This is a genomic window from Bacillus sp. 05T22 (assembly GCF_056396765.1).
Genome location: NZ_JBFTMC010000054.1, coordinates 24,243 through 49,179 on the forward strand (window position 1 = coordinate 24,243; position 24,937 = coordinate 49,179).

Consider the following 24,937-nt stretch of genomic DNA (forward strand, 5'->3'; position numbering starts at 1 on the left):
AAAGAAAGTGCCGGCTCTTAATTGAGTCGGCTTTTTTACTATGTATTAAACTTTAGCATTCATAAGTAACTCTTTTAATTCTTCTGTAGATAATTTGCTTTCTAACGCTTTACTTAAGTCAAGTATAGAAGTTTTATAATTTACTACGACTTGTAAACTATCAGTCTTCTTTTTTTCTGCATTGTCTTTAGAACAACCTACCTCACTAATTAACATAACTGGCAATGCAACTGCTAATAGTTTACGTTTCATTGTTATACCCCTTATTTTGTCTCTTTCAACTTTTTATCTACTTCAAATATTAGTTTAGACGCTTTATCCATTGACTCCCCACCTTGTTGAACTACACTTCCGTCTCTCATAGTTAATCCGTTTCTTATTGAACTTACGCCTTCCCTTAGTGCATACGTAACTTCTTTTACAGTATTTTGTACGTCTAGATATTTATCTCCAGGGTCTAACGCAACTAACTTTTCTGCTGTCTCGTATATAGCATGTGACTTCTCTCTAAATTCTGTGTCTTTTTCTTCTATTGGTTTAGTACTATTCAAGATTTCGTTTAACTCCAGTGATTCCTTCGTAATATCTTTCATTAAAGAGTTTAATTTTGACTTATATTCTTTCTCTGCTTTAACCTTCGATACGTCTTGACTCTTCTCTTCTGATACTTGTAAGTTATCAGTCTTTTTCTCTTCTACGCTGTCTTTGTTACAACCTACCCCTGCTAATAACATGATTGGAAGTGCTAAACCTACTAGTTTCTTTGCTTTCATGATTRAATACCCCTCTTGTATTGTATTGTATTGTATTGTATTGTTTATATGTAATACAGGTTACTTTTGATAAGTAACCCATTACTAACTATTACTTACGTTTTACTTGGTGCATCTTGCTACCATCGTCGCCTACCATTTTGAATATACCATCTCTAAAGTACTCCATCGTATAGGACATAGATTGTTTCATTTCACCAGGTTTCGCCTTTTTTCCGTCTTTTACATACTCGTCTATTGTTAATGTCATTTCTTTCTTGTCTCCATTGTAAGACCATTTCCCATCCATATGTGAGTTCTCATAAGGTGTGTTGTCTTCATCATCAAATATGGTGTATGTACCATCTTGACGGAACTCTGATCCTTTGGTGAACTTGTCACCAACATAACTACCCCATTCACCAATTATTTCTTTACCGTCTTTTGATAAAGTGATAGGGTCATACGATTGATTCTGTCTTGCGGTATGGTCTACAGCTTTCTCAATTGGTTGCATACCTTCTTCTAAGTAGTTATTGCCTTTATACATTAATTCTTTTAATTGTTCCGTCTTCTTCTTTGTTACAGAACCACTTTTTGCTAGACTTATTTGTGTGTCAAACGCTTCTTTATAACAGTCTATTGCTTTTATAACAGTCTTGTGTGCTTCTTCAAACTCTTTAGGTGGGTCTATTTTATAAAACTTAGCAAATATTTCTTGTACCTCATCTGCACTTTTTAGAATCTCTTTGTTTAACTCTTTTACATCGTTGTCTTTTCTTTTCGTTAACTTAGTAATATCAGACATCTTTGTCTTTAACTCATAATCTAAGTTTGACATACGTGCAGGGTAAGCCTCTTTTGATACCTTTTCTTTTTCTTCTGCTTTTACTTCTACTTTAGAGTCTGCTTTCTTCTCTACTTTGTCTGTTCCGCAACCCCCTAATAACATGATTGGAAGTGCTAACGTTACAAGTTTCTTTGCTTTCATATTTCTATTACCCCTTATTAGTTGAATGATTGTATGTATAATTACAAGTTACTCTATTACTTTGTATGTTCTTCCATTTTCTTATCAAGTGCTTTGGCGTAGGCATCTTTGGTTTCCTGATTTAACTTATAAATTGCTTCTCTCCACTGTTCTCCATCTACACCTGACATATGTGGAGAACTTTTTAATACAGCTTCTTGAATCTTCAGTCCATCGTCTTTATCAGCGTCTTTTATTAACTTTGTTCCTTTTCTTGCATCTGTTATCCCTTCTTGTACGAGTTTATGAATGTCTTTGTATTTATCAGGTACTATTATGTTCTCCATACGGTCTAAGGCTTCATCCATATCGTTTGCTGTTTTAAATACATCTTTATATTTCTTATTATCTTTTGAAGCTTCTCCTAGTTTTAACAATATTTCATCCTTCTTGAATTGAAACTCTACCAGTTGCTCACAAATATAATACGGATACTGTTTTTCAGATATTACTGTTTTCGGCATTGCTTTACTAGTTTCCTCAGTCTTAGGGATAGAATCTTTATCTCCTACCCCACAACCTACTAATAATAGAACAGGTATTGCTAATGATACGAGTTTCGTTGCTTTCATTATGTATACTCCTTTTAAAAAGTATTGTAATTAATTTACATATTGAACCATAACATAAATTATATAAATAAGATATAAAGATTTCCCATCCTTAAGAGAAATTTTGAGTGTTTTAACAATATGAAAAAATGTATTACGGTTGTAGAAAATCCCGCTCCATATGCTTTTTAAAAAATTCCCTTATTGGTTCCTCAGCGTTTGGGAGCTTTTTTATACTCCCATAAACTCTTTATCGAAGTAGAGCTTGTCCATTAAGTTATTTACAATCCCATTGAAATAAGCAAATTTACCATACTTCATTTTTATTCCAGACTTCACTTTCATAACAAACTCTTTAATAGCTTTTAAGCCAATAGTAAGCTCCTGGTCTTTAGTAAATGCTTTATCACCTGTTGTGTAATTAACAACTCTATTACACTGTCTTACAACCTTCCACAGTTCTTGAATTGTTTTTGATTCAGAATAGAAAGAGCTAGTTAAAGAAACGAAACGTTCTGGAACCCAGTGAGCAACAAAATCAGTTTGTTTAATATTCTCTTCAGTAGTATTACTATTCTCATTACTATTACGTTTGTTTATATCTTTTATATTTTGTTTTAAGGAAACAGGGGGTGTTTTAATGCTAGGACACTTTGTAGGACTTTTAGTAGGTTCCTTGTCGGGCACTTCTTCCACAATAGGTCGAATTACTATAGCATTAGCAGTTTGCATCATATCAGAATTACTTTTCATAGATACCTGGCGGATCATGCCGAGGTCCAAAAGTTTCTTCATTAATATTTGTCTCCTTTGTGGAAACAAAAAAGCAACATAATGCCAAATTTAAGCAAACTTTTGCTAGGTGTTTTTTACCCACAATTCGCCCACATATCTTTCTTGTCATATCAAAGTTTATTCGTGATAAGAAAATAGAGAAGAAAAGCCCGCAAAAGCAGGCTATGTTTTGTCGGCCGTTTAATGACCATATTTTGACCATATTTATTTCAAAAGCAAACGAATATTATCGAAAGTCAATATACAAACAATTGTTGTTAAACATTGGTACTACAACATTTATGCATAGCTTAATAGATACAGATCTTTATTGATTTTTGTTCCGCACACAAGTTCACCAATGGGAACGCGACCAATATATGTCTCTTTACTAAGAGGCACAAACCCTTGACACACAACGTGTTGAGGTTTTTTTCTATTTGGTTGTTCTACATATATCTCATCAAGGAAACTATCTTTGCCCCACTTTTGTCCATGTTAAATTCTTACCCCACATAAGCATCATATTTGCCTTGTTCATTCTCAATGATTTTAGGAATAATAAGAAAATACATATTGGCTGTGATTTCAATGCTTTTATGACCGAATCGTTCTGTATATATTATCGTTAATATAAGGCGTTGCTTCTTTCTGACAAAAGGAATCACGAAGAGGACGCGTGATTCCTTGTATTTGTAATTTATATAGTTTAAATGAAATATTTGTTTGGGAATGAAATGGATTACATATAACTTATTTAGAGGGAATAATGTTGGAAGGAATAAAATGTTTCGAGTTAATAGGCATAAGAGCAAACTTATATTCACCCTGAAAGAACAACGTGGTCTATAAAAATTGTTATTTTCTTTTTTTAAGACTGCGAGTATTGTTTAATTTGGTTAATACATAAATTTCTCATCTTTGCACTGGAGTACGTATTGTAATTTTTATACCAATCTACCGTATAGTCTAAAGTCTGTTGGAGGGACCATTTTGGTTCCCAATTGAGTTTGAATTTCGCTTTACTTATATCAAGGTTTAGGAATGTTGCCTCATGAAATTCTTCTTGATGTACATTTGATGATATCCAATTCCCACATCCCCAAGTCTTTATTATACCGGTAACAAGTTCTTTTACTGAGGCAATATTATTTAATTTTGGACCAAAGTTCCATGCACCAGAAAAAAGGATACCATCTATTAAAATTTTTTCTGTTAGAAGTAAATATCCACTTAAGGGTTCGAGTACATGTTGCCAAGGTCTTATTGCATTAGTATTTCTAATAAAGATTTCTTGATTTGATTCCAATGCTCGTATACAATCAGGAATAATCCTGTCTATTGACCAATCCCCTCCGCCAATTACATTGCCAGCTCGAACACTTGCGATTATTTTTTTATGATGCTCATATTTTTTTTCTGGAAAGTAAGAATTACGGTAGGAAGAAATTAAAAGTTCACAGCATCCTTTGCTAGAGCTATAAAGGTCATATCCGCCTATTGGGTCATTTTCGCGATATCCCCAAACCCATTCACTGTTCTCATAACATTTGTCACTTGTAACTATAATTCCTACTTTAGTTGATTCATGTAAACGAATTGCCTCTAATATATTCATTGTTCCCATAACATTTATATCATACGTGTCTCTAGGATAATCATAGGAATATTTAACAAGTGGTTGTGCGGCTAAATGAAATACAATCTCAGGTTTATATTCTTTGAAAACCTTATTTAATTTATTAAAGTCTCTAATATCCCCACGAATATCAATTATGTCGTTTTGAAGATTTGTTAACATAAAATTATCTTTTTTATTTTTAGGATCTAAAGAATATCCAATTACAGTCGCACCTAATTCTTTTAACCATATGGATAGCCAAGAGCCTTTAAAGCCAGTGTGACCTGTAATTAAAATCTTTTTTCCATGAAATACATTATTAAAGCTATTATTTAACAATTGATTCACACCTTAGAAATRGATTTTCATACATTCAGATATAGATGTGCATTATGTTTATACCAATTAACAGTTTTAATAATACCTTCTTCAATACTTATGCGTGGTTCCCAGGAGAGCATACTTTTAATTTTATTAATATTCGGTTTAGAAATCGTTCGTTCATTAGTTCTATAGGATAATGCACCATAATTGGGTCTGTTATTTGTCTGCAAGTGTTTAAAGAGTAATTCCACATAATGTTTTAAAGAGTAAATTTCGCCACTTCCAATATTAAAAATCTCATTTCGTATAGAATTATTTTCAATTGTTAGCATACAAGCATCTATAATATTATCTATATAGCAGTAATCTCTTAATTGATTACATAAGGTTAAATCTACAGTTCTATTCTGCAATACTTGTAAAATAATATAACAAAAAATTTTATGTGGTTCTTCACCTTCTCCAAATATTCCAAAGGGTCTTAAGGTTATAAGATTAGTATTATTTTCAGCAGCAATTTGGTGAGCAAGTATAGTGGCTGCCGCTTTGCTACTTCCATAAATATCTATTGGTGTTAGTGCCATACCTTCATGAATAGAGTCTGTTTTATTTCCATACTCAGAACTACTTCCAATATTAATAATCTTTTTGCAATCTATAGATTTTGCTGCTTGAATAATATTAATTGTACCTAAAACATTTGTTTCAATGGCATTCATGTAATCTGTATGAGCTGAATTTACCCCATATGCAGCAAGATGAAAAATATAATCGGGACAAATTTGTTTTATAATATTTTGAACTTTCATTTTATCGCGTATATCTACTTCATACAGTTTAATACTTTTTGATACGTCTTTAAGACGCCAAGGGTTCGATGATTCTCTTGTCAAAATAACGATTTTTGCTTGTAATCTTAATAATCTTCGTACTAAATGAGAACCAATAAAACCGTATCCGCCAGTGATAAGAAACGTTTTATTTTCAAAATGATCAATCGTATTCATAGAATTTCATTCGTCTCCTTGAAAAAATTTTTAGGTAAAGGGGATAAATAATTTTACTTAGAAAGTTTTGTAGGAATTAGGGAATAATACCATTTATATAAAAGAGAGAACGGATTTCATCTGAAATGCGATGTAGGGTATTGAAAATAGTTTTTTACTGAGGACTTATCTAATTGTCCAGCAAATAAAGGGGTAAGAGAAAAAACATTTTGAAGTATGCGACATGTATTTTTTATTTTTTCGATATAAGGGATATATATATATTCTAAAATTGATTGATCAATTTCTACATGTTCTTGTTTCCATAAATCAAATTCATTTGGATTAATAATTTTCATACTCCCAAAGTGGAAAGTGATTAATTCATCTTGGTCTATAAAAATCTTACTTTCTGTTTTTGTTATAGAAGAATGATTATTTAAAATTAGATTCCAAGGTGCAGTGTTAATACCCTTTTGAGTCATGATTTTGATATTAGAAAATAAATCAGGGATGTGATTTAAATATTTTTGATCTCCCCATCTATTCATCTCAATATCATATACATCCTTGCAATATTCTAGGCACTTATCTTTCCACCATGTTAAAATATCTTTACTGTTTTGATCATTTTTAAATCCTATTAGGCCCGCCTGATACATACCATGTACATTTTCCAGTTCAGTAGTACCTCTCTGTGGACAAAGAAATACAGAGTACTTCCACCATTCATCTAGAATTATATTAGGTTTTGCAAAGAAAAACATATCTGCATCACAGTATATAATGTGATCAACTTCAGAATAATGATTAAGAATATGGAGGCATAGAGGGGCTTTTAATGTCCAACAGTATTCCTGTAAACTTCTTTCATTTTTTATATTTAAGAGTTCTTGATTTTCTATGTCTTTCACATGAATCAGTATAGCATGCTTCAATTTTAGATTTGTTAAAATTTGATAAGTTAAATTATCCATACAACAGATCCATACAGTAAAATTTGTGCCATGGCTTTCAAGTGAATAATAACAAGTCAGACCTTGAATTAAACGTTTTTGACTTATAATCATTGAGTAATTCATAAAATGATTTGATTGATTCATTTTTCTTCTTAATTGTGAATCTTTATATAAAGTTTGCGCTTCATTTATATCTTTAATACTTAATAGTCGCTTTGCTGTTTCACCTAATTTTTCTGTTGATTTTTTGAGAGTAAACTGAATTTGTTCTAAATAGGGGGTATAGATATGGTTTAATATATTATTTGGTATTGAGATTTCACCTAAAGACCAAAGGTCAAAATCCTTTTCATTGAAAATGGTAATGCAAGCAAAATGATATACAACTAGTTTATCTGTTTCGATGTATACCTCACTTTGATTTTTATCAATTTTATAATTGTTATTATAAATACAATTCCATGGTGCAGCATTTATACCTAGATTTCTGGAGATTTTTACTTTTGGAAAATAAATAGGAATAAAATCTAAATATTTTTGGTCACCAAATCTTCCATTATCAGGATTAGCACTACACCAATCTAAGCATTTATCTTTCCACCATCGTACGCTTTTTAATCCGTAGAAATCGTTTTTAAATCCAATTAACCCAGCTTGATATTTCCCATATTTTTCTTCTACCCAGTCACGGTCTCTCTGCGGACAAAGATAAATAGAATTGTCACCCCATTCTTCAAATATCGTATTAGGATCAGAGAAGAAATATAAATCACTATCGCAATAAAGAACAGATGGCAAATCATAATTTACCAATAAATATTCAATAAGTACGGACTTTAAAGTCCAACAATATTCATTGACTGTCCTATTTCGTTTAATGGCTTTCAAATTTGCATCCTCTATATCATCGACCTGTAAGAGATTTACATTATTCAAGTTCATTTCTTTCAATACTGAATACGCAAATGAATCTATACAACAAATCCATAATGTGAATCTTTGTGAATTTTGTATTAGAGATTGTCGCAAGGCAATTGTTTTTAAGACATATTCTGTTCCAACAATGGCACAAAAATGATTTCCGGAGTGGGGCTGTTTATTATAAAATAGAGGGTTGATTTTTTTGATTGTAGATTTTTTAGAATGATTTATATCAGGAGCATCTGAAGTATCTGGGGATAACAGAACATCTTTTTCTATTTTAGAGGGAATATAAAGGCGCGGGTAACTTTCCTTTCTATCGTTAAAATTCAATGTTCATTCATTCCTTTCAACTATTTTTGTTAGGGTTCCAGCTTTCATTTGCGTCTTTAAGATCTTTAGGTGTATCAACGCTAATCCAAAAATCATTGTGCTCATAAACTGAAAGTTCCTTGTTTTTTATTAAATTAAGTAGAGGTTCCTCTTCAAGCATACAATCATTATCATTCAAATAATTAAATATTCCTTTATTAAATACAAAAAAGCCTCCATTTATTACAGTATTAAGTAGGGGTTTTTCCTTAAAATCTATAGCAATCCCATTTTCAACCTGTAATAAACCATATTGACTATTTTTTTTAATGCCAGTTAATGTTGCAGTTTTCCCTTTGTCTTTATGAAATTTTATAAGTTCATTAATATTTATCTTTGCTAATCCGTCACCATAAGTTAATAAAAATATCTCATCCTGTATATGCTTTTCAAGTTTTTTTAATCTGGTTCCGGTCATTGTTTCAAGCCCTGTATCTATAAATTTTATATTCCACTGTTTTGGTTCTTCAAGCAACTGGTAATGATTATTCCTTAAATCTAAATTAAAATCATGTTCTTTCCATATATAGTCCATGAAATATTCTTTGATTTTTTCACCTCCATATCCCAATGGTAGGATGAATTCATAATGCCCAAACCTGCTATACCAATCCATTATATGCCAAATGAGAGGTTTTTCTTGAACTTGAACTAGTGGTTTAGGAATATCTTTGAGAATCCCTTGCATCCTCAGGCCTTTTCCACCACACAAAATTATGACTTTCATAACATATTTGCCACCCTTCTGTTTATATAACTAATTTAAACTATGTGGTACATATATAACTTGTATCCACGTATGTACGGACATTTATAAAAAAAATGAAAATTTTAAAATATGGATTTACCGAATAGTTATGACTTACTCAGACTACTTAAAACAATCTTACTAAAATATGATTCTTTACTAAGAGTCTCGGCCTTTTGACATATAACAGTAATAATATGTACTTTAAATTACTTAATTATTCTTATTACTCAACAGTAAGCAAATAGGGAACTAATAGGTATTAATTTTGATTTTAAGCATATAAGTTTAGAAAGTTTATCTTGGTGGCCAAGGAGTGAGCAGAGTGAACAGGGTAGGAAAAGATGATTTTGTTTCAGGATTTGTACCTAATCATAATCATGGTTCTGTTGATTATACATCTGTTGAGGCGGGGCATGTACATCAATGTTTAGATGTAACCTCTCCGCCAATTTCGGTACAGGACGGAGGACATATACACTATACAGAAGGATATGTAGTATTCGAAGATGGACATACGCATTATTATAAGGCGCACTCAGGGCCAGCTATTCCCGTTGGAAATGGGATGCATGTCCATTATTACGATTTTTATACAACAGAAGATAATGGACATAAACATCGTATTAGGGGAGTGGACCAGCCTGCGCCAGGTAATAAATAAAAAGATATTTTTTAAAAGGAAAACTCACGTCCTAATGAAATGTGAGTTTTTTATTTGTAAGTATCTTTTCTTTACAAAACACTAGATTTACAGTTCTTAATGATGCAGTTTAAGTATGATGGGTATCGTCTATTCATATACATGGTGTAGTAGTGAAATTTTCACAAATGAAGTGGGATTTTAATGACTAACGGACAACAACCAATTCCTGATCATTTTGTCATGGATAAGCAAAGGGCTATGCTGCTTCCGTCGGAATTGAAAGCTGCGCCTTCTGAATCATTAACTGAACAATTATTTATTGAACGCTCTTTAACTGAAAATCGATTTTGGTTACGGATTATGAAGGAACATGCACTTTTTCTTGGTGAAGGATTTAATCGGAAAGCTAAATAAAGATAGTGAAAATGCCACAGTTGAATTGAGAAATTTCAAAAAGGCGGGATTGGAACTTATTCAAACATGCCAAATTCGAAATGTAATTAATCCATTACTAGCTGATCATGTTACAAGAGAAGCTGAGCATTTCTAATTTATGATTCATGTGTTGGAAGAAAGGTTGAAACAAAAACAAATGCAACAATCGATGGAATGAGTGCTTTGTTATCATGATGGATACATACTAGAGTATTCATTTGTTAAAAAAGTCCATTTGATGGTGCGCTTTTTTATCATGCAACAACTCAGGTCATTTTCATCATGAAAAGGTCGGTAATTCTTGTACTAAGGAATGATCGGTCTTTTCTACTCTTACATTACAAACCATGTATGAGGAATATTATTTTTTCTTTTTATATGGGAATTATAGATAAAAAAGGATGGTGAAAATATGACAATTGATCGAATTTGTACAATTGGACCGGCGAGTAATAATAAGGATACTTTGTCTCAGTTAATAAGAAATGGTATGAATATTATCCGCCTTAATTTATCGCATGGTTCCCATGAAAGCCATAAGGAAATAATTCAATTAGTAAAATCTTTAGATGATTCCATCAAAATTTTAGGGGATTTACAAGGGCCCAAGATAAGATTGGGAGTTATTGAAGAAAATGCAGTTACTCTTCAAGCAGGAGATACTTTTACTTTATACATTCATTCTATTTCTGGAAACAAAGAAGAAGCAAGTGTTGATTATCCAGGGATTATTAATGACGTGAAAGTTGGAAATAGAATTCTTATTAATGATGGACAAGTTGAGTTAACGGTTGAAAAGATAAGCGAGGATAAAATAGAAACAAAAGTAAAGGTAGGTGGCGATATAGCTTCTCATAAGGGGGTGAATTTACCAGGTACAATCGTTAGCTTACCAGCTATTACAGAGAAGGATAAAAAAGATATTCAGTTTCTTTTAAGTGAGAACGTTGATTTTATTGCATGCTCATTTGTTAGAAAACCTTCTCATATACAGGAAATCCGGAACTTTATCCGCCTAAAAAATGAAACTTCACCAAATCTAATTGCTAAGGTGGAAACGATGGAGGCCATCGAGAATTTTCAGGAGATATGTAAAGAAGTGGAGGGTATTATGATTGCCAGGGGCGATTTAGGTGTAGAATTACCGTACCAATTTATTCCGCTTTTACAAAAAATGATGATTCATGAGTGTAATCGCACAAATACATATGTGATTACGGCAACGCAAATGCTTCAATCCATGGTGGATTATTCTATTCCTACAAGAGCTGAGGTGACTGATGTATTTCAAGCTGTATTGGATGGAACGAATGCTGTTATGCTTTCTGCTGAAAGTGCATCAGGTGATCATCCGATTGAAAGTATTAAAACATTGCGTCTAGTTTCTGAGTTTGCTGAGCGTGTAAAAAAAGATGCCCCCTTTGTTATGAAAGATGTGCTGGAATTATTACATAAATCCATTTAGTGTATAGAATTGTATGATATTATTTATCACGATTTCTCCATGTTTAGGTAAGGGGAATCGTGATTCTTTAATTTGTTTGGTATAAAGAAAAGAGAGGCGGAAAACGGTATTTTATTAAATAGATAACAAACAGTACCTTGTAATAAACAATAGCAAATGGTATATTATGGGTGACGCAAGTACCTTGCATTGAGTGGTACTGATTGGAAAGGAGGATTATCTTTGAACGTCCAGTTTAAAAAAGGTGTGCTAGAACTTTGTGTACTGGCACTTGTCAAACGAAAAGATTGCTACGGTTATGAGCTCGTTCAGCAAATCTCCAATAAATTTTTAATATCGGAAGGGTCTGTATATCCGTTATTACGTCGATTAACAAAAGAGGGCTATTTTCAAACATATTTAAAAGAATCAACAGAAGGGCCACCGCGTAAATATTATCAATTAACAAATCAAGGCGAAGAACAACTCCATTTACTTGTAACGGATTGGCGTGATTTTGCTAGAGGAGTACAAGAAATTATTGAAGAGGTGTAATGAGATGAACAAAGAACAGTTTCTTCGAGATCTATCAGGACATCTTAGAAAGCTATCAGAAGAAGAAAGACAGGATATTTTATACGATTATGAGGAGCATTTTCAGTTTGGATTAGAGGAAGGGAAGACAGAGGTAGAAATTATAAAAGGACTCGGTTCGCCAAAAGCAATTGCGAAAGAGATGTTGGCGTTATATCGTTTTGATGAGATGAAAAAGGATCCATCTGCTTCAAATATAACAAGAGCTGTAATGGCGGCAATTGGTCTTAGTTTATTAAATTTTATTCTTGTATTAGGTCCTTTAATCGCAATTATAAGTTTTATATTTGCACTTTGGATTGGTGGAGTTGCTAGCGTTGTGGCACCACTATTTGTAGTAATTAAAATCCTAACTGGTACTTTTTTGTGGCTTGAGGTATTCGTGTCTATTACGTTTGTTGGTGTTGGATTATTGTTATGTATAGGTGCCTACTACTGTACAAAATGGTTTAAAAATTTTTGTGTGCGCTATGTCAATTGGAATCTCAAAATGATTAGAGGGGAATAGATGAGATGAAAAAGATATTGTTAGTAGCGGTCGCTTGTATCATCATTGGGGTTGTTGGTATATCACAAACATATTCAAAAACAGTAGATGCGGCGGAAAAGGGAGAAACTGAAAGAGTTATAAAAAATGAAGCAATTAAAAATCTAGAAATTGATTTGGATGCTGGGGATGTTACAGTTCAAAAAGGGGATGATTCTTCTTTTTATATAAAACAATCAGGAAATACTACGAAGCAAAAAATGAGTATTGATGAAAAAGGAGATATATTAAAAGTTCAAGGTAAGATAAAAAAAGGAATTTCATTTGATTTTTCATTTTTATCTTTCGGATTTAAAACGCCAGGTGTAACAATTGTTGTTCCGGAGCGTTCCTATCAAGAAATAAAAGTAAGTTCATCTGCAGGTGAGATAACAGTAAATGATGTGAAAAGTGAACGTGTAGAAGCAACAACGCTTGGTGGAGATGTAGAAATAGAGCGGGTGACAGCGAAGAAAGTGGAAGGATCTTCAAAAGCGGGCGGAATTAAAATGAAAAAAGTAAGTGGAAAAGTTGTTGCGAAAACAACAAGTGGAGATGTGGACGTTATTGATCATGACTCTAAATATGATGTGGAAGCAAGCTCGACTGCAGGAGATGTTGATATTCGTCTACTTGAAAAGCCTCAGGATGCGACTGTAAGTGGGAAGACATTTGCCGGTGAAGTTAAGGTTTTCAAGGAAGAAGAAAGAAATGTAGTAGTAGGGAATGGGAGCGTAAAAATTAGCGGACAAACATCTGCTGGAGACGTGACAATTGAAGCGAATTAAAAAATAGACCAGTTAAACTGGTCTATTTTTTAATGTAAATCACGATATACACCGATTACTTTTCCAATAACAGAGACTTTATCTAAAATGATTGGCTCTAAAGAAGAGTTTTCGGGTTGTAAGCGGAAATGATCTTTTTCTTTGTAAAAACGTTTTACAGTTGCTTCATTATCTTCTGTTAAAGCAACAACGATTTCTCCATTGTATGCAGAATGTTGCTGACGAACAACAACTAAGTCTCCATCCAGAATACCCGCTTCAATCATACTATCTCCAGAGATTCGTAGCATAAACACCTGGTCTGCTCCAGCAACAACGCTTGCAGGAAGCGGGAAGTGTTCTTCTACACTTTCAACTGCTGTAATTGGTAAACCAGCTGTAACTTTTCCGACAATTGGGACTTGAACAACTGATTGTGTGTTTGTTTCGATTCTTACTTCTCCTAAAATTTCAATGGCTCTTGGTTTTGTTGGATCACGTCGAATATAACCTTTTTCTTCTAGACGTGATAAATGTCCGTGCACCGTAGAACTAGAAGCAAGGCCAACCGCTTGACCGATTTCGCGTACGGAAGGTGGATAACCTTTTTCTTGTACTTTTAGTTTAATGAAGTCGAGAATGTCTTGCTGGCGTTTTGTTAACTTTTCCATGTTTTTTTAACACCTCGTTTTCTTTCGATTTTCTTACTTATAAGTATAACATGCAAAAAAACATTCTACAAACATAAGTTCGAACAAAAGGGCGATTTGTGATACACTAAAGGGAAAATTGAAATGAGGAAGAAGGTTTTAAAATGAATGCAATCATTTATGCCCGTGTAAGCACAACGAAAGAAGCGCAGGAAACTTCATTATCACGCCAAAAAGATGAATTATTGCATTTAGCTGAGCGGTATCAAATGAATGTTATAAAGGTGATTGAGGAGAAGGCAAGCGGCTATACGATTGAACGAGACGGTATATTAGAAGTGTTAGATATGATTCGAGATGAACAGGTCGATGTGCTTCTCATTCAAGATGAAACGCGGCTTGGAAGAGGGAATGCAAAAATTGCTTTAATGCACTGTTTACATAAAGAAGGAATACAAGTATATACACATACGCATAATGGTGAATTACAGCTTTCTGATTCGGATTCTATGGTGCTAGATATTATTGGTATAGTTGAAGAGTATCAGAGAAAGATTCATAATTTGAAGATTAAACGTGGAATGCAGAGAGCGGTAGAAAGAGGGTTTCGTCCAGAAAAAAACTTAAAAAACCGACATTTAAGTACAGGACGTGAAAAGAAAGAAGTGCCGATTGAAGAAATTGTACGTCTGCGTCGCAATGAATTAACATTTGAGGAAATTGCAGCAACGCTTCGTGGTTTTGGACACGATGTATCTAAAGCAACAGTACATCGCAGGTACGTGGAATACACGAAGCAATTGCTTGATAAACAAGACTAACTATTGTATGATAATAATCAGTTTTAAGTAGAAAGGGGATTCGAGATGCTAAGTCACGAACTCATTGAACGCATTAACTTCTTAGCGAAAAAAGCGAAAGCTGAAGGATTAACTGAAGAAGAACAACGTGAGCGCCAATCGCTCCGTGAACAATATTTAAAAGGATTTCGTCAAAATATGTTAAACGAATTAAAAGGCATTAAAGTCGTTAACGAAGAAGGTAAAGATATTACACCGGCGAAATTAAAAGCATTGAAAAAACAAGATAATACAAAGTTAAATTAAGAGGTGGGCGCAGCCCATCTTTTTTTGATTTTAATAGAATTGTTTATTTGATGACTTTCCAATTATGGTTGGTCTTTGCTTCAATTGTCCCCCGTTCTAATATGTAATTCGCGATAAGCTCAGACATATCAATTGGTATGTCTTTTATGATGGGTTTATTTTGATACATAAAATAATTTCCGCCACCACTTGCGCGATAATTATTCATGACTACGTCATATTCTTGATTAAAGCGAATGGGAGATCCGTTATATTCTAAGGAAACGACTCGTTCACCAACTGGTTTTGAAATGTTTAATATGTATGAAATTCCTTCCCACATATCGTAATTGTAATGCTGTGGTTTTGGTGTAGTGTAAGCGGGATTTGCAATAATATCTCCCTCGGTATTTAATGTGAAATATTCAGCTGATAGTTCAAGAGCATCTTTAATATCTTTTCCTGTAATATGTATGACCTTTAATGTATTTGGATAAATATAATTCGATACAATATCTCTCATTGTAATTCGATTTGGAAAGCCAGAAGATTCATTATGAAATAGGCTTGTACAAGAAATGTTGACTCCAGCTACCTCCATTTGTACTTTGTTTATAAATTCAATAAAAGGATTGTCTTGTAAACGTGTTTGCATCGCAGTGTGAATTTGCATGTCACCAATAATGGTGCCGATTGGTTGATCTAGCCATTGTTGCGTTTGATTTTCGTAGTCAGATACAAGTGAAAGTGCTTTTTCGTCTGCTTGAACGCCTTTAACAGACAACAGTTCCGAATGACATTTTTTAATTATCCATCGATCTTTATTTTGTTCTAACTCCACTCGAACTTTTCCTAATGAATGGCCATTAGATCCGGGTTGTACAACTGTTACACCATTTACTTTCGTATTTGCAATAGAGCGATGTTGGTGACCTGTTAGTAATATATCAATACCATCTATTTCTTGGCACATCGCATATCCTTGATTCTCACCGGTTAAAATTTCTATTGGTTCTCCAGATTGTAAATCCCTTTCAAAGCCACCATGATATGCTACGACTAATAAGTCAGGTTGCTCTTGGTTATGAATGAGAGAAACCCATTTTTTTGTTGTTTCTAGTGCATCTTCAAATAGTAAATCTTTAATATGATGTGGCTGCTCCCAATTTGGGATGTAATGTGTTGTAACTCCCAAAATAGCGACTTTTATATTAGGATGTATGTGTTTAATGATATAGGGTTTCCTAAAATAAGGATCCTTTGTATGTTTATTTAAAATATTTGCAGATAGATAAGGCATATTCGCGTTTAATACAGCTTTGTTTAATACATCCATTCCATAGTTGAATTCGTGATTTCCGATAACGGCCGCATCATAACCAATGTAATTCGCGATAAGTGACATTGGGTTGTTTTTATGCTGTATATATTTAGCGTAGTGATAGGTGAATGGAGTTCCCTGTATAAAATCGCCGTTATCGATCACAATTACATGTTCATGTTGGTTACGCTCTTGTGTGATACGTGTTGCAAGTTTGGCTAATCCTATTTCTGCATTTTCATTATTTTGATAGTGAATCGGATAGACTGTACCATGTACATCGCTTGTTAGTAGAATGTTTATATGAACAATGTTGTTCTTATTCAAGCTTATCAACCTTCTTTTTTTGTTATCTTATGATAAATCATAACAGATAATATAGGTTTGTTTTTTTATTGAATGTTTAGAAAATCTAAAATTTATAAAGAAGAAAATGAAAATGTTTTCGGAGTATCGTATGATGACAGGAGGAGGGTATTGTGGCTTTGCAACATGAATTTGTATTTGTTTCAAATGAAAAAGGAGAGCTAAGTTCTGAAGATTTTTCTTGGCATGACAGGGAGTTTTTTTATAAAGATGGAATGGTTGTTGAAGAATGCGTGATATTCAGTGATGAAATTGTTTTGTATGTGTCAGATTTTTTACAGTGGATTCCAACATATAATCCTTTTAAGAAAGAGAAAGGGTTTGGTATCCATTATTGGTATTACAAAAATCGAGAAAGAGGGAGCAGAAATAGCGATCAACCTATTTCGCTCATTAGTCAATCTCATTTCATTGGGACCTGAAAAAATAGAACTCACAGGCTCATTTCAATGGACGGTATGAACACCTTGTTTTTAATCGAGATATTCTTTGTACAGAGTTAGAGTCTTTAATTAGACTACTCTATAAGGTGAACGCAGGAGAAGGACACCTTTTGCATTTTGGAATTTAATTTTTTATCGAGCGTAGTGCTCAGACATAACAAATGTTAATTTTTTCTAAATAAAGCTGAAATAAAAGAAATAGCAATTGCTATAAATAAAGAAATAATGGCGATAAGTAACGAGAGGATTGCAATGAGACTATATAAATAACCTAATCCTTCACTTGTTATCATTACACCCCGATCAAAATACAGTATGCCAAACGTACCAATGGAGAGAATAAGTATGACAACACCTGGGATGTATTTATGGGGTGATTTTAATTTTACTGAAAGGTAAATAGAACTAATTGTAATAAGGGAAAAAACAATTAAAAAGGTGTAGGAAGCCACTTGTTCACTCATCATTTCTCCTCCCGCAGTTTTTATTTGATATATACGATGAAAATCAATATATATTCATTTCTATCTATATGTTGTGAATAAATGGTAAATAAAGGAGTGGTATGGAGGGGGGCAGAATATTTGCTAAATATTTTTATGAGCCACGTATGAAAATGCAGATAATTCCCTTTATTATCAATAAATGAATAATAAAAAAGTATAGCAGATTGAAACCCTATACATTGTGAAATTAAGTATGTTTTTTGAACAAATTCGAAAAAACATCAACATATTTGTCGATACATGTTGTATAATCTTGCGTGGGAAGCTATCATATAAATGTGTAAAACGTTTACTAATATAAGCGAAGGGAAGAATAGCATGTCACATTCAATCGAACAACTTTCTATCAACACGATTCGCACATTATCCATTGATGYGATTGAAAAAGCAAACTCTGGTCACCCAGGAATGCCAATGGGTGCAGCACCAATGGCTTATACATTATGGACTCAATTTATGAAACATAATCCAAATAACCCAACGTGGTTTAACCGCGATCGTTTCGTATTATCTGCAGGTCATGGTTCAATGTTATTATACAGCCTACTTCATCTATCTGGTTACGATGTAACAATGGATGATTTAAAGAACTTCCGTCAATGGGGAAGCAAAACTCCAGGACATCCTGAGTATGGGCACACAGCAGGCGTAGATGCAACAACTGGTCCGCTTGGACAAGGTATTTCGACAGCTGTTGGTATGGCAATGGCTGAGAGACATTTAGCAGCGAAGTATAACCGTGATGCATACAATGTAGTTGACCATTATACATACGCAATTTGCGGTGATGGCGATTTAATGGAAGGCGTTTCTGCTGAAGCATCTTCATTAGCTGCTCACTTAGGATTAGGTCGACTTGTTGTATTATACGATTCTAATGATATTTCATTAGATGGTGATTTAAATCGTTCATTCTCTGAAAGTGTAGAAGATCGTTATAAAGCATACGGTTGGCAAGTAATCCGTGTTGAGGATGGAAACGATATTGCAGCAATTGCGAAAGCAATTGAGGAAGCGAAAGCTGACGAAAAACGCCCAACGCTAATCGAAGTAAGAACAACAATCGGTTTCGGTTCTCCAAACAAATCAGGAAAATCAGCTTCACACGGTTCTCCACTAGGTGTAGACGAAACAAAATTAACAAAAGAAGCGTATGCTTGGACAGCTGAACAAGACTTCCATGTATCAGAAGAAGTATATGATAACTTCCGTAAAACGGTACAAGATGTTGGCGAAACAGCTCAAGCTGAGTGGAACACAATGCTTGGTGAATATGCACAAGCATATCCAGAATTAGCAAATGAATTACAAACAGCGATGAAGGGTCTTCTTCCAGAAGGTTGGGATCAAAACTTACCAACTTATGAATTAGGATCAAAAACAGCAACTCGTTCTTCTTCAGGTACTGTAATTAACGCGATTGCAGAAGCTGTACCATCATTCTTTGGCGGATCTGCAGACCTTGCTGGTTCTAACAAAACATACATGAATAACGAAAAAGACTTTACAAGAGCTGACTACAGCGGTAAAAATATTTGGTACGGTGTACGTGAGTTCGCAATGGGTGCAGCAATGAACGGTATCGCACTTCATGGCGGCTTAAAAACTTACGGTGGTACGTTCTTCGTATTCTCTGATTACTTACGTCCAGCAATCCGTCTTGCAGCGTTAATGCAATTACCTGTAACATATGTGTTTACACATGACAGCATCGCTGTTGGAGAAGATGGTCCAACGCATGAACCAGTTGAACAATTAGCAGCGCTTCGTGCAATGCCGAATGTATCTGTTATTCGTCCTGCTGATGGTAACGAATCTGTTGCAGCTTGGAAATTAGCGTTAGAATCTACAAACACACCAACTGCATTAGTCTTAACTCGTCAAGATCTTCCAACATTAGAAGGTGCAAAAGACGATACGTATGAAAAAGTAGCAAAAGGTGCATATGTCGTTTCTGCAAGCAAGAAAGAAACAGCTGATGTAATTTTACTTGCAACTGGTTCTGAAGTAAGCTTAGCGATTGAAGCGCAAAAAGCATTAGCAGAAGATGGTGTTGATGCAGCTGTTGTCAGCATGCCATCTATGGATCGCTTTGATGCGCAATCTGCTGAATATAAAGAATCTGTATTACCAAAAGCAGTAACAAAACGTTTCGCAATTGAAATGGGTGCGACTTTCGGATGGCACCGTTACGTTGGTCTTGAAGGAGATGTACTAGGTATCGATACATTCGGTGCTTCTGCTCCTGGTGAAAAGATCATGGAAGAGTATGGATTCACTGTAGAAAATGTTGTTCGTAAAGTAAAAGAAATGCTTTAATGGTTTGTGAAAAATCTCTCCGGCATGGAGAGATTTTTCTATGTAAATGAGTTTATTCGACAGAAAAAGTTTTTTCTTTCTCCGTAGTCAGACAATCATTGCATATTTTCTTCTATATAATGAAGAGAAAAGGTTGTCCAGAGCGGGAGGGAAAGTATGAAAACGTATGAATTGTATTTAATTCAAGAAGATATTGCGAAGGCATACTTTGGTCGGGAGTATTTGTTTTTTGATTTATTTGCTCGATTTTCAGAATCTGATTCCCTTTCGGAAAAGAAAGTGTTATATAAGCAGATGATGTATATTACGATGCCATTACAAGTAATGAGAATTCACCATAAATTAGAACAGGTTTTACGTAGTTTTGGGAAGTATAATAGAACACATCATACACACATGCTTTATACTGGGGCAGAATACGGCGAAATAACGGTGAAATCACAATATATTCAAATGAGTACATCCGGAAATGTATCGATGGAAACGACTTTCTTTGAGGTTCTCAGGAAATGCGAATTGACATTTTTAGCAATGGATTATGAAAATAAAAAGTATGGTTGGTTAAATCCTCTGAAACAAGCACGAACATATGTGTAAAAAATGTCGAATACAATCTTGTCTTATTGAAAAGGTTTTAGTACACTGTAAGGTAGACAACATGAAGGAGGAAAATATATGTCAATTTGGGTAGTTGTTCTAGTGGGCGTATTAGCACTAGTAGCAGGCGTGGCGTTAGGATTTTTCATCGCCCGCAAATATATGATGAATTACTTACAAAAAAATCCACCAATCAATGAACAAATGTTAAAAATGATGATGATGCAAATGGGACAAAAACCATCCCAAAAGAAAATCAATCAAATGATGAGCGCAATGAACAAACAACAAATGAAATAAGCGCTAAAGGGGCACTCGATAAGAGTGTCCTTTTCTTTTGGAAAACTGTAGTGTTTAAAACTTTTAAAAATTCTGTATTTTTGATAAACTGAAAACATCGCTCATTTCAAGGGAGGGGGATATAATGAAGATATTTTTTAATTTAGCGTGGTTTTTTAAACAAGAAAAACGGGCGTACATAACGGGAATTATTTTGTTATTTGGTGTAGCACTTCTTGAGCTTGTTGCACCAAAAGTAATTGGAGTTGTTGTAGACCAAATTAATAACCAAACGCTAACATCTGAAAAGTTGTTACAATGGGTTGTTCTTTTAGTAGTTGTCGGGATTACAATGTATATATTACGTTACATATGGCGTATTATGATTTTTGGGTCTTCTTTAAAGCTCGCGCGCCAATTACGAAAGAAATTATATGAACATTTTACAAACATGAGTCCATCTTTTTATCAATCACATCGTACAGGGGACTTAATGGCCCATGCAACGAATGATATTCAAGCAATCCAACAGACAGCTGGAGCGGGCGTTTTGACGCTTGTTGATTCGTTAGCCGTAGGTGGATGCGTGCTAGTGGCTATGGGGTTTACGATTAGTTGGAAGTTAACATTGTTAAGTTTAATCCCAATGCCGATTGTAGCGATTTCAACTAATTATTATGGTACTTTATTACACAGACGTTTTCATAAAGCACAGCAAGCGTTTTCTGAGATCAATGATAAAGTACAAGAAAGTATGAGTGGAATGAAGGTGATTCGCTCAATTGGTCAAGAAAAGGAAGATTTACAAGCATTTCGAAAAAAGTCAGAAGATGTTGTGCATAAAAATATGTTAGTTGCGCGCATCGATTCATTATTTGATCCAACAATTTCTCTTATTGTCGGTTTTTCATTCTTAATCGCTGTGTGCTATGGATCACTATTAGTTGTTCGCGGAGAACTGACAGTTGGTGAGTTAATTACATTTACAACATATTTAGGGACGCTTGTTTGGCCGATGCTCGCATTTGGTTGGCTGTTTAATATTATGGAACGTGGTCGTGCTTCATATGACCGTGTGGAAAAAATATTATCTCAAACTTCAGATGTTGTGAGCAAAGATGGGGCGGTACATAAAGAGGCAAGCGGTGATATAAAGTTTGCAATTGATGCATTTTCCTATAAGAAAAATGAAACTCTCCATTTAGAAGATATTCATTTCACACTGAAAAAGGGTGAAACATTAGGTATTGTTGGCCGCACTGGTGCAGGGAAAACGACATTGTTAAAATGTTTAATCAGGGAATATGATCATTTTAATGGATCGCTGCAAGTTGGTGGGAAAGATATTCGTGATATGACGCTGCATGGCATTCGATCTGCTATTTCGTATGTTCCTCAAGACCATTTCCTATTTTCAGCAAGTATAGGTGAAAATATTGCATTTGGAAAGGCTGATGCTACATATAAAGAAATTGCATGTGCTGCTGATATTGCTTGTATTCATGATGATATTGTTCAATTTCCAGAAGGATACGATACGGTAGTAGGGGAACGAGGAGTGTCTTTATCAGGTGGACAAAAACAAAGGATTTCTATTGCACGTGCTTTACTAACGAATGCTGAAATTTTAATTTTAGATGATTGTTTATCAGCAGTTGATGCAAAGACAGAAGAAACAATTTTAACAGCGCTGAAACGAGAAAGAGAGCAAAAAACAACGATTATTACAGCACATCGGTTAAGTGCTATTCAACATGCAAATCTTATTCTTGTTGTTGATGAAGGGAAAATTGTAGAGCGTGGTACACATGAACAACTAATGAGGCAAGAAGGTTGGTATAAAGAGATGTATGAAAGCCAGCAGTTAGAAGCGTTAGTTGAGAAGGGAGGCATATAATGGCTGAGAAAAAAAGAAGCGATTTATGGCGATTACTTTCTTATATGAAACCATATAAAGGCTTATTGTCACTAGCATTTCTATTTCTAGTTGGTGCAACTGTTACAGAAATGATGGGTCCGTTTTTAATTAAACAGTTTCTTGATGAACATTTAGTTCCGCGTAACTTTGAACAATCAGCACTTGTAACCTTATTTGTTGTATATATGATTGCTCATCTATTAAAGGTTTTATTTACGTATTTAAATTTATTATATTTCCAAAATATAGCTTTCAAAATTGTGCAAGATATGCGAGTGGAAGTGTATGAACATGTACAACGGTTGTCATTAAGCTTTTTTGACCGTACACCAATTGGTACCCTCGTATCTCGTATAACAAATGATACAGAAGCAATTAAAGATTTCTATGTGAGTGTGTTATCAACATTTGTAAAAAATGTAGTATTTTTAATTGGAATTTTAGTGGCTATGTTTTTACTTAATGTGAAACTTGCATTGTTTTCTCTTTTATTAATTCCAATTATGTTGACGATTATGACCATGTATCGCAGGAAAAGCTCTGTTTTTTATTTAGAACTTCGCAATCAATTAAGTATTTTAAATGCAAAGCTTAATGAATCGATTCAAGGGATGAACATTGTGCAAGTGTTTCGTCAAGAAAAACGGATGCGAAAAGAATTTGAAGAAGTGAATAATAAGCATTACAGTGCTGGGCGCCGTACGTTAAAATTAGATGCATTGTTTTTACGACCGGCAACAGATTTTGTTCATATTGTGGCGATTGCATTGGTGCTCGCATTATTTGGAATTGACGCTTTGAATAGTCCAGTTGAAGTTGGGGTATTATATGCTTTTGTTAACTATATTCATCGTTTTTTCCAACCTGTAAATGAAATGATGATGAAATTATCTTTCTTCCAACAAGCACTTGTTTCTTCATCACGTGTCTTTCATTTGATGGATGAAAAAGATTTAGCGCCTGTTCAACAAGGGAATGGAGAGCCGAAAGTACATGAAGGAGAAATTGAATTTAAAGATGTTACATTTTCATACGACGGAAAACGTGATGTTTTAAAAAATGTATCTTTTCATGTAAAACCTGGGCAAACAGTTGCTTTTGTTGGACATACTGGAAGTGGGAAAAGTACAATTATGAACTTGTTGATGCGGTTTTATGATATTAAAGCGGGTCATATTTTAATAGACGGTGTAAACTTAGAAAAGTTTGAAGAGAAGGAAATTCGAAAGAGAATTGGGCTCGTATTGCAAGATGCCTTCTTGTTTGCCGGAAATGTGAAACAAAACATTCGCATGTATAATGAAAGTATTACGGATGAAGAAATAAAAGAAGCAGCACGTTTTGTTCAAGCAAATACGTTTATTGAAAAGTTACCAGAACAGTATGATACAGAAGTAGTAGAAAGGGGAGCGGCATTCTCAAGTGGACAAAGGCAACTCATCGCGTTTGCTAGAACGATTGCGACAAATCCGAAAGTATTGGTATTAGATGAAGCAACGGCCAATATTGATACAGAAACGGAAGAGGCAATTCAAACAGCGTTGCAGCGTATGCGAAAAGGTAGAACAACAATTGCGATTGCACATCGCTTATCTACTATTCAAGATTCTGACCAAATCTTTGTTATGCATGATGGAGAAATTATAGAAAGAGGAACACATCAAGAGTTACTGAGTAAGCAAGGATTATATTACAATATGTATTTACTTCAGAATAAAGGAAGCCTTCAGAAAGCCTTGTAGTATTAAGGTTTTGAAGGCCTTTTTTTTATTCTTTTAAAAATGATCACATTGCTGTAATTTCTGTTACGCCTTACATACTGAATTCGTAGTGATACTCTGTTCTTTCGATACATACACCAAATTCTAAATCATCACCAACTAAAACAAAATCTTCAGCACCATTTAAGAACGTTGAAATTATTGATATTTCTTCTAAGTTATTAAATCGTTCATTTTCTAGTGAATTTTTTTAATTCAGCATTATTACCGATATAGTGTGTG

At 34.1% G+C, this 24,937-nt stretch carries 24 protein-coding genes and 3 pseudogenes; 14 read left to right on the top strand and 13 right to left on the bottom strand.

Annotated features, from left to right (window positions below; translation table 11 throughout):
• Positions 1-45 precede the first annotated feature (45 nt).
• The 9 genes and pseudogenes from AC1DIT_RS16550 to AC1DIT_RS16590 all read right to left on the bottom strand — a co-directional run bounded on the left by AC1DIT_RS16550 (position 46) and on the right by AC1DIT_RS16590 (position 9,017).
• On the bottom strand, positions 46-252 hold the full coding sequence (locus AC1DIT_RS16550) for a hypothetical protein (protein ID WP_016115798.1): 207 nt from the start codon (positions 250-252) through the stop codon (positions 46-48).
• Positions 253-263: 11 nt separating this feature from the next.
• Positions 264-773, bottom strand: a complete 510-nt coding sequence (locus AC1DIT_RS16555; RefSeq protein WP_016115797.1) for a DUF7018 domain-containing (lipo)protein — start codon at positions 771-773, stop codon at positions 264-266.
• A gap of 91 nt (positions 774-864) precedes the next feature.
• Positions 865-1,743 carry a DUF7018 domain-containing (lipo)protein gene (locus AC1DIT_RS16560; RefSeq protein ID WP_016133204.1) on the bottom strand — a complete coding sequence of 293 codons (879 nt, stop codon included), beginning with the start codon at positions 1,741-1,743 and terminating at the stop codon, positions 865-867.
• 56 nt (positions 1,744-1,799) lie between these two features.
• Positions 1,800-2,354, bottom strand: coding sequence for a hypothetical protein (locus AC1DIT_RS16565; protein ID WP_016115795.1), 555 nt, complete (start codon positions 2,352-2,354; stop codon positions 1,800-1,802).
• Between the two features lie 210 nt (positions 2,355-2,564).
• Positions 2,565-3,137 (bottom strand): annotated as a pseudogene (locus AC1DIT_RS16570) (helix-turn-helix domain-containing protein); the annotation flags it as partial.
• Positions 3,138-3,978: 841 nt separating this feature from the next.
• Positions 3,979-5,067 (bottom strand): CDP-glucose 4,6-dehydratase, encoded by a 1,089-nt coding sequence (gene rfbG / locus AC1DIT_RS16575; protein WP_016115793.1) that lies wholly within the window; start codon positions 5,065-5,067, stop codon positions 3,979-3,981.
• A gap of 26 nt (positions 5,068-5,093) precedes the next feature.
• Positions 5,094-6,059, bottom strand: coding sequence for an NAD-dependent epimerase/dehydratase family protein (locus AC1DIT_RS16580; protein WP_016115792.1), 966 nt, complete (start codon positions 6,057-6,059; stop codon positions 5,094-5,096).
• Between the two features lie 116 nt (positions 6,060-6,175).
• A complete protein-coding gene (locus tag AC1DIT_RS16585; RefSeq protein ID WP_476998295.1) occupies positions 6,176-8,251 on the bottom strand; it encodes a glycosyl transferase in 2,076 nt (691 codons plus the stop codon).
• A gap of 16 nt (positions 8,252-8,267) precedes the next feature.
• A complete protein-coding gene (locus AC1DIT_RS16590) occupies positions 8,268-9,017 on the bottom strand; it encodes a sugar phosphate nucleotidyltransferase (protein WP_016131845.1) in 750 nt (249 codons plus the stop codon).
• 346 nt (positions 9,018-9,363) lie between these two features.
• Here AC1DIT_RS16590 and AC1DIT_RS16595 point away from each other — a divergent pair, with 346 nt between their 5' ends.
• From AC1DIT_RS16595 to AC1DIT_RS16620, 6 genes and pseudogenes are all read left to right on the top strand, one after another.
• Positions 9,364-9,702 carry a YmaF family protein gene (locus AC1DIT_RS16595; RefSeq protein ID WP_016115789.1) on the top strand — a complete coding sequence of 113 codons (339 nt, stop codon included), beginning with the start codon at positions 9,364-9,366 and terminating at the stop codon, positions 9,700-9,702.
• 342 nt (positions 9,703-10,044) lie between these two features.
• A pseudogene (locus AC1DIT_RS16600) lies at positions 10,045-10,234 on the top strand (DUF2935 domain-containing protein).
• 297 nt (positions 10,235-10,531) lie between these two features.
• Positions 10,532-11,584, top strand: coding sequence for a pyruvate kinase (locus tag AC1DIT_RS16605; protein ID WP_016131842.1), 1,053 nt, complete (start codon positions 10,532-10,534; stop codon positions 11,582-11,584).
• Between the two features lie 222 nt (positions 11,585-11,806).
• Positions 11,807-12,118: a PadR family transcriptional regulator gene (locus tag AC1DIT_RS16610; protein ID WP_003199239.1), complete on the top strand. Its 312-nt coding sequence runs from the start codon at positions 11,807-11,809 to the stop codon at positions 12,116-12,118.
• A 4-nt stretch (positions 12,119-12,122) separates the two neighbouring features.
• The gene (locus AC1DIT_RS16615) at positions 12,123-12,665 is read left to right on the top strand and encodes a DUF1700 domain-containing protein (RefSeq protein ID WP_016131841.1); all 543 of its coding nucleotides are present in this window, start codon (positions 12,123-12,125) and stop codon (positions 12,663-12,665) included.
• A 5-nt stretch (positions 12,666-12,670) separates the two neighbouring features.
• On the top strand, positions 12,671-13,471 hold the full coding sequence (locus AC1DIT_RS16620; RefSeq protein ID WP_016131840.1) for a DUF4097 family beta strand repeat-containing protein: 801 nt from the start codon (positions 12,671-12,673) through the stop codon (positions 13,469-13,471).
• A gap of 29 nt (positions 13,472-13,500) precedes the next feature.
• Here AC1DIT_RS16620 and lexA read toward each other — a convergent pair whose 3' ends face one another.
• Positions 13,501-14,121, bottom strand: a complete 621-nt coding sequence (lexA, locus tag AC1DIT_RS16625) for a transcriptional repressor LexA (protein WP_016115782.1) — start codon at positions 14,119-14,121, stop codon at positions 13,501-13,503.
• Positions 14,122-14,264: 143 nt separating this feature from the next.
• On the opposite strand from lexA, the gene AC1DIT_RS16630 reads away from it, so the two are divergent.
• Positions 14,265-14,921, top strand: a complete 657-nt coding sequence (locus AC1DIT_RS16630) for a YneB family resolvase-like protein (RefSeq protein ID WP_016115781.1) — start codon at positions 14,265-14,267, stop codon at positions 14,919-14,921.
• Positions 14,922-14,966: 45 nt separating this feature from the next.
• Complete coding sequence (locus AC1DIT_RS16635) at positions 14,967-15,206, top strand: DUF896 domain-containing protein (protein WP_016115780.1); 240 nt, start codon at positions 14,967-14,969, stop codon at positions 15,204-15,206.
• Positions 15,207-15,249: 43 nt separating this feature from the next.
• Here AC1DIT_RS16635 and AC1DIT_RS16640 read toward each other — a convergent pair whose 3' ends face one another.
• Positions 15,250-16,833 (bottom strand): bifunctional metallophosphatase/5'-nucleotidase, encoded by a 1,584-nt coding sequence (locus AC1DIT_RS16640; protein ID WP_016131839.1) that lies wholly within the window; start codon positions 16,831-16,833, stop codon positions 15,250-15,252.
• Between the two features lie 152 nt (positions 16,834-16,985).
• On the opposite strand from AC1DIT_RS16640, the gene AC1DIT_RS16645 reads away from it, so the two are divergent.
• On the top strand, positions 16,986-17,294 hold the full coding sequence (locus tag AC1DIT_RS16645) for a hypothetical protein (protein ID WP_016131838.1): 309 nt from the start codon (positions 16,986-16,988) through the stop codon (positions 17,292-17,294).
• Between the two features lie 185 nt (positions 17,295-17,479).
• Here AC1DIT_RS16645 and AC1DIT_RS16650 read toward each other — a convergent pair whose 3' ends face one another.
• On the bottom strand, positions 17,480-17,779 hold the full coding sequence (locus AC1DIT_RS16650; protein WP_016115777.1) for a hypothetical protein: 300 nt from the start codon (positions 17,777-17,779) through the stop codon (positions 17,480-17,482).
• A 360-nt stretch (positions 17,780-18,139) separates the two neighbouring features.
• Between AC1DIT_RS16650 and tkt the strand changes: the two genes are divergently transcribed.
• The 5 genes from tkt (at position 18,140) to AC1DIT_RS16675 (ending at position 24,676) form a co-directional block, all read left to right on the top strand.
• Positions 18,140-20,140, top strand: coding sequence for a transketolase (tkt, locus tag AC1DIT_RS16655; RefSeq protein WP_476998296.1), 2,001 nt, complete (start codon positions 18,140-18,142; stop codon positions 20,138-20,140).
• A gap of 156 nt (positions 20,141-20,296) precedes the next feature.
• Entirely contained in the window at positions 20,297-20,737 is a 441-nt protein-coding gene (gene sirA / locus AC1DIT_RS16660; RefSeq protein ID WP_016115775.1) for a sporulation inhibitor of replication protein SirA, read from the top strand.
• A 78-nt stretch (positions 20,738-20,815) separates the two neighbouring features.
• The gene (locus tag AC1DIT_RS16665) at positions 20,816-21,037 is read left to right on the top strand and encodes a YneF family protein (protein WP_003199214.1); all 222 of its coding nucleotides are present in this window, start codon (positions 20,816-20,818) and stop codon (positions 21,035-21,037) included.
• A 124-nt stretch (positions 21,038-21,161) separates the two neighbouring features.
• Complete coding sequence (locus AC1DIT_RS16670) at positions 21,162-22,913, top strand: ABC transporter transmembrane domain-containing protein (RefSeq protein ID WP_016131837.1); 1,752 nt, start codon at positions 21,162-21,164, stop codon at positions 22,911-22,913.
• Positions 22,913-24,676, top strand: a complete 1,764-nt coding sequence (locus AC1DIT_RS16675) for an ABC transporter ATP-binding protein (protein ID WP_016131836.1) — start codon at positions 22,913-22,915, stop codon at positions 24,674-24,676. Before AC1DIT_RS16670 ends, AC1DIT_RS16675 begins: the two co-directional genes overlap by 1 nt.
• Positions 24,677-24,746: 70 nt before the next feature.
• Here the strand turns inward: AC1DIT_RS16675 and AC1DIT_RS16680 are convergent.
• Positions 24,747-24,887, bottom strand: a pseudogene (locus AC1DIT_RS16680) (YxiF family protein); the annotation flags it as partial.
• Positions 24,888-24,937 lie beyond the last annotated feature (50 nt).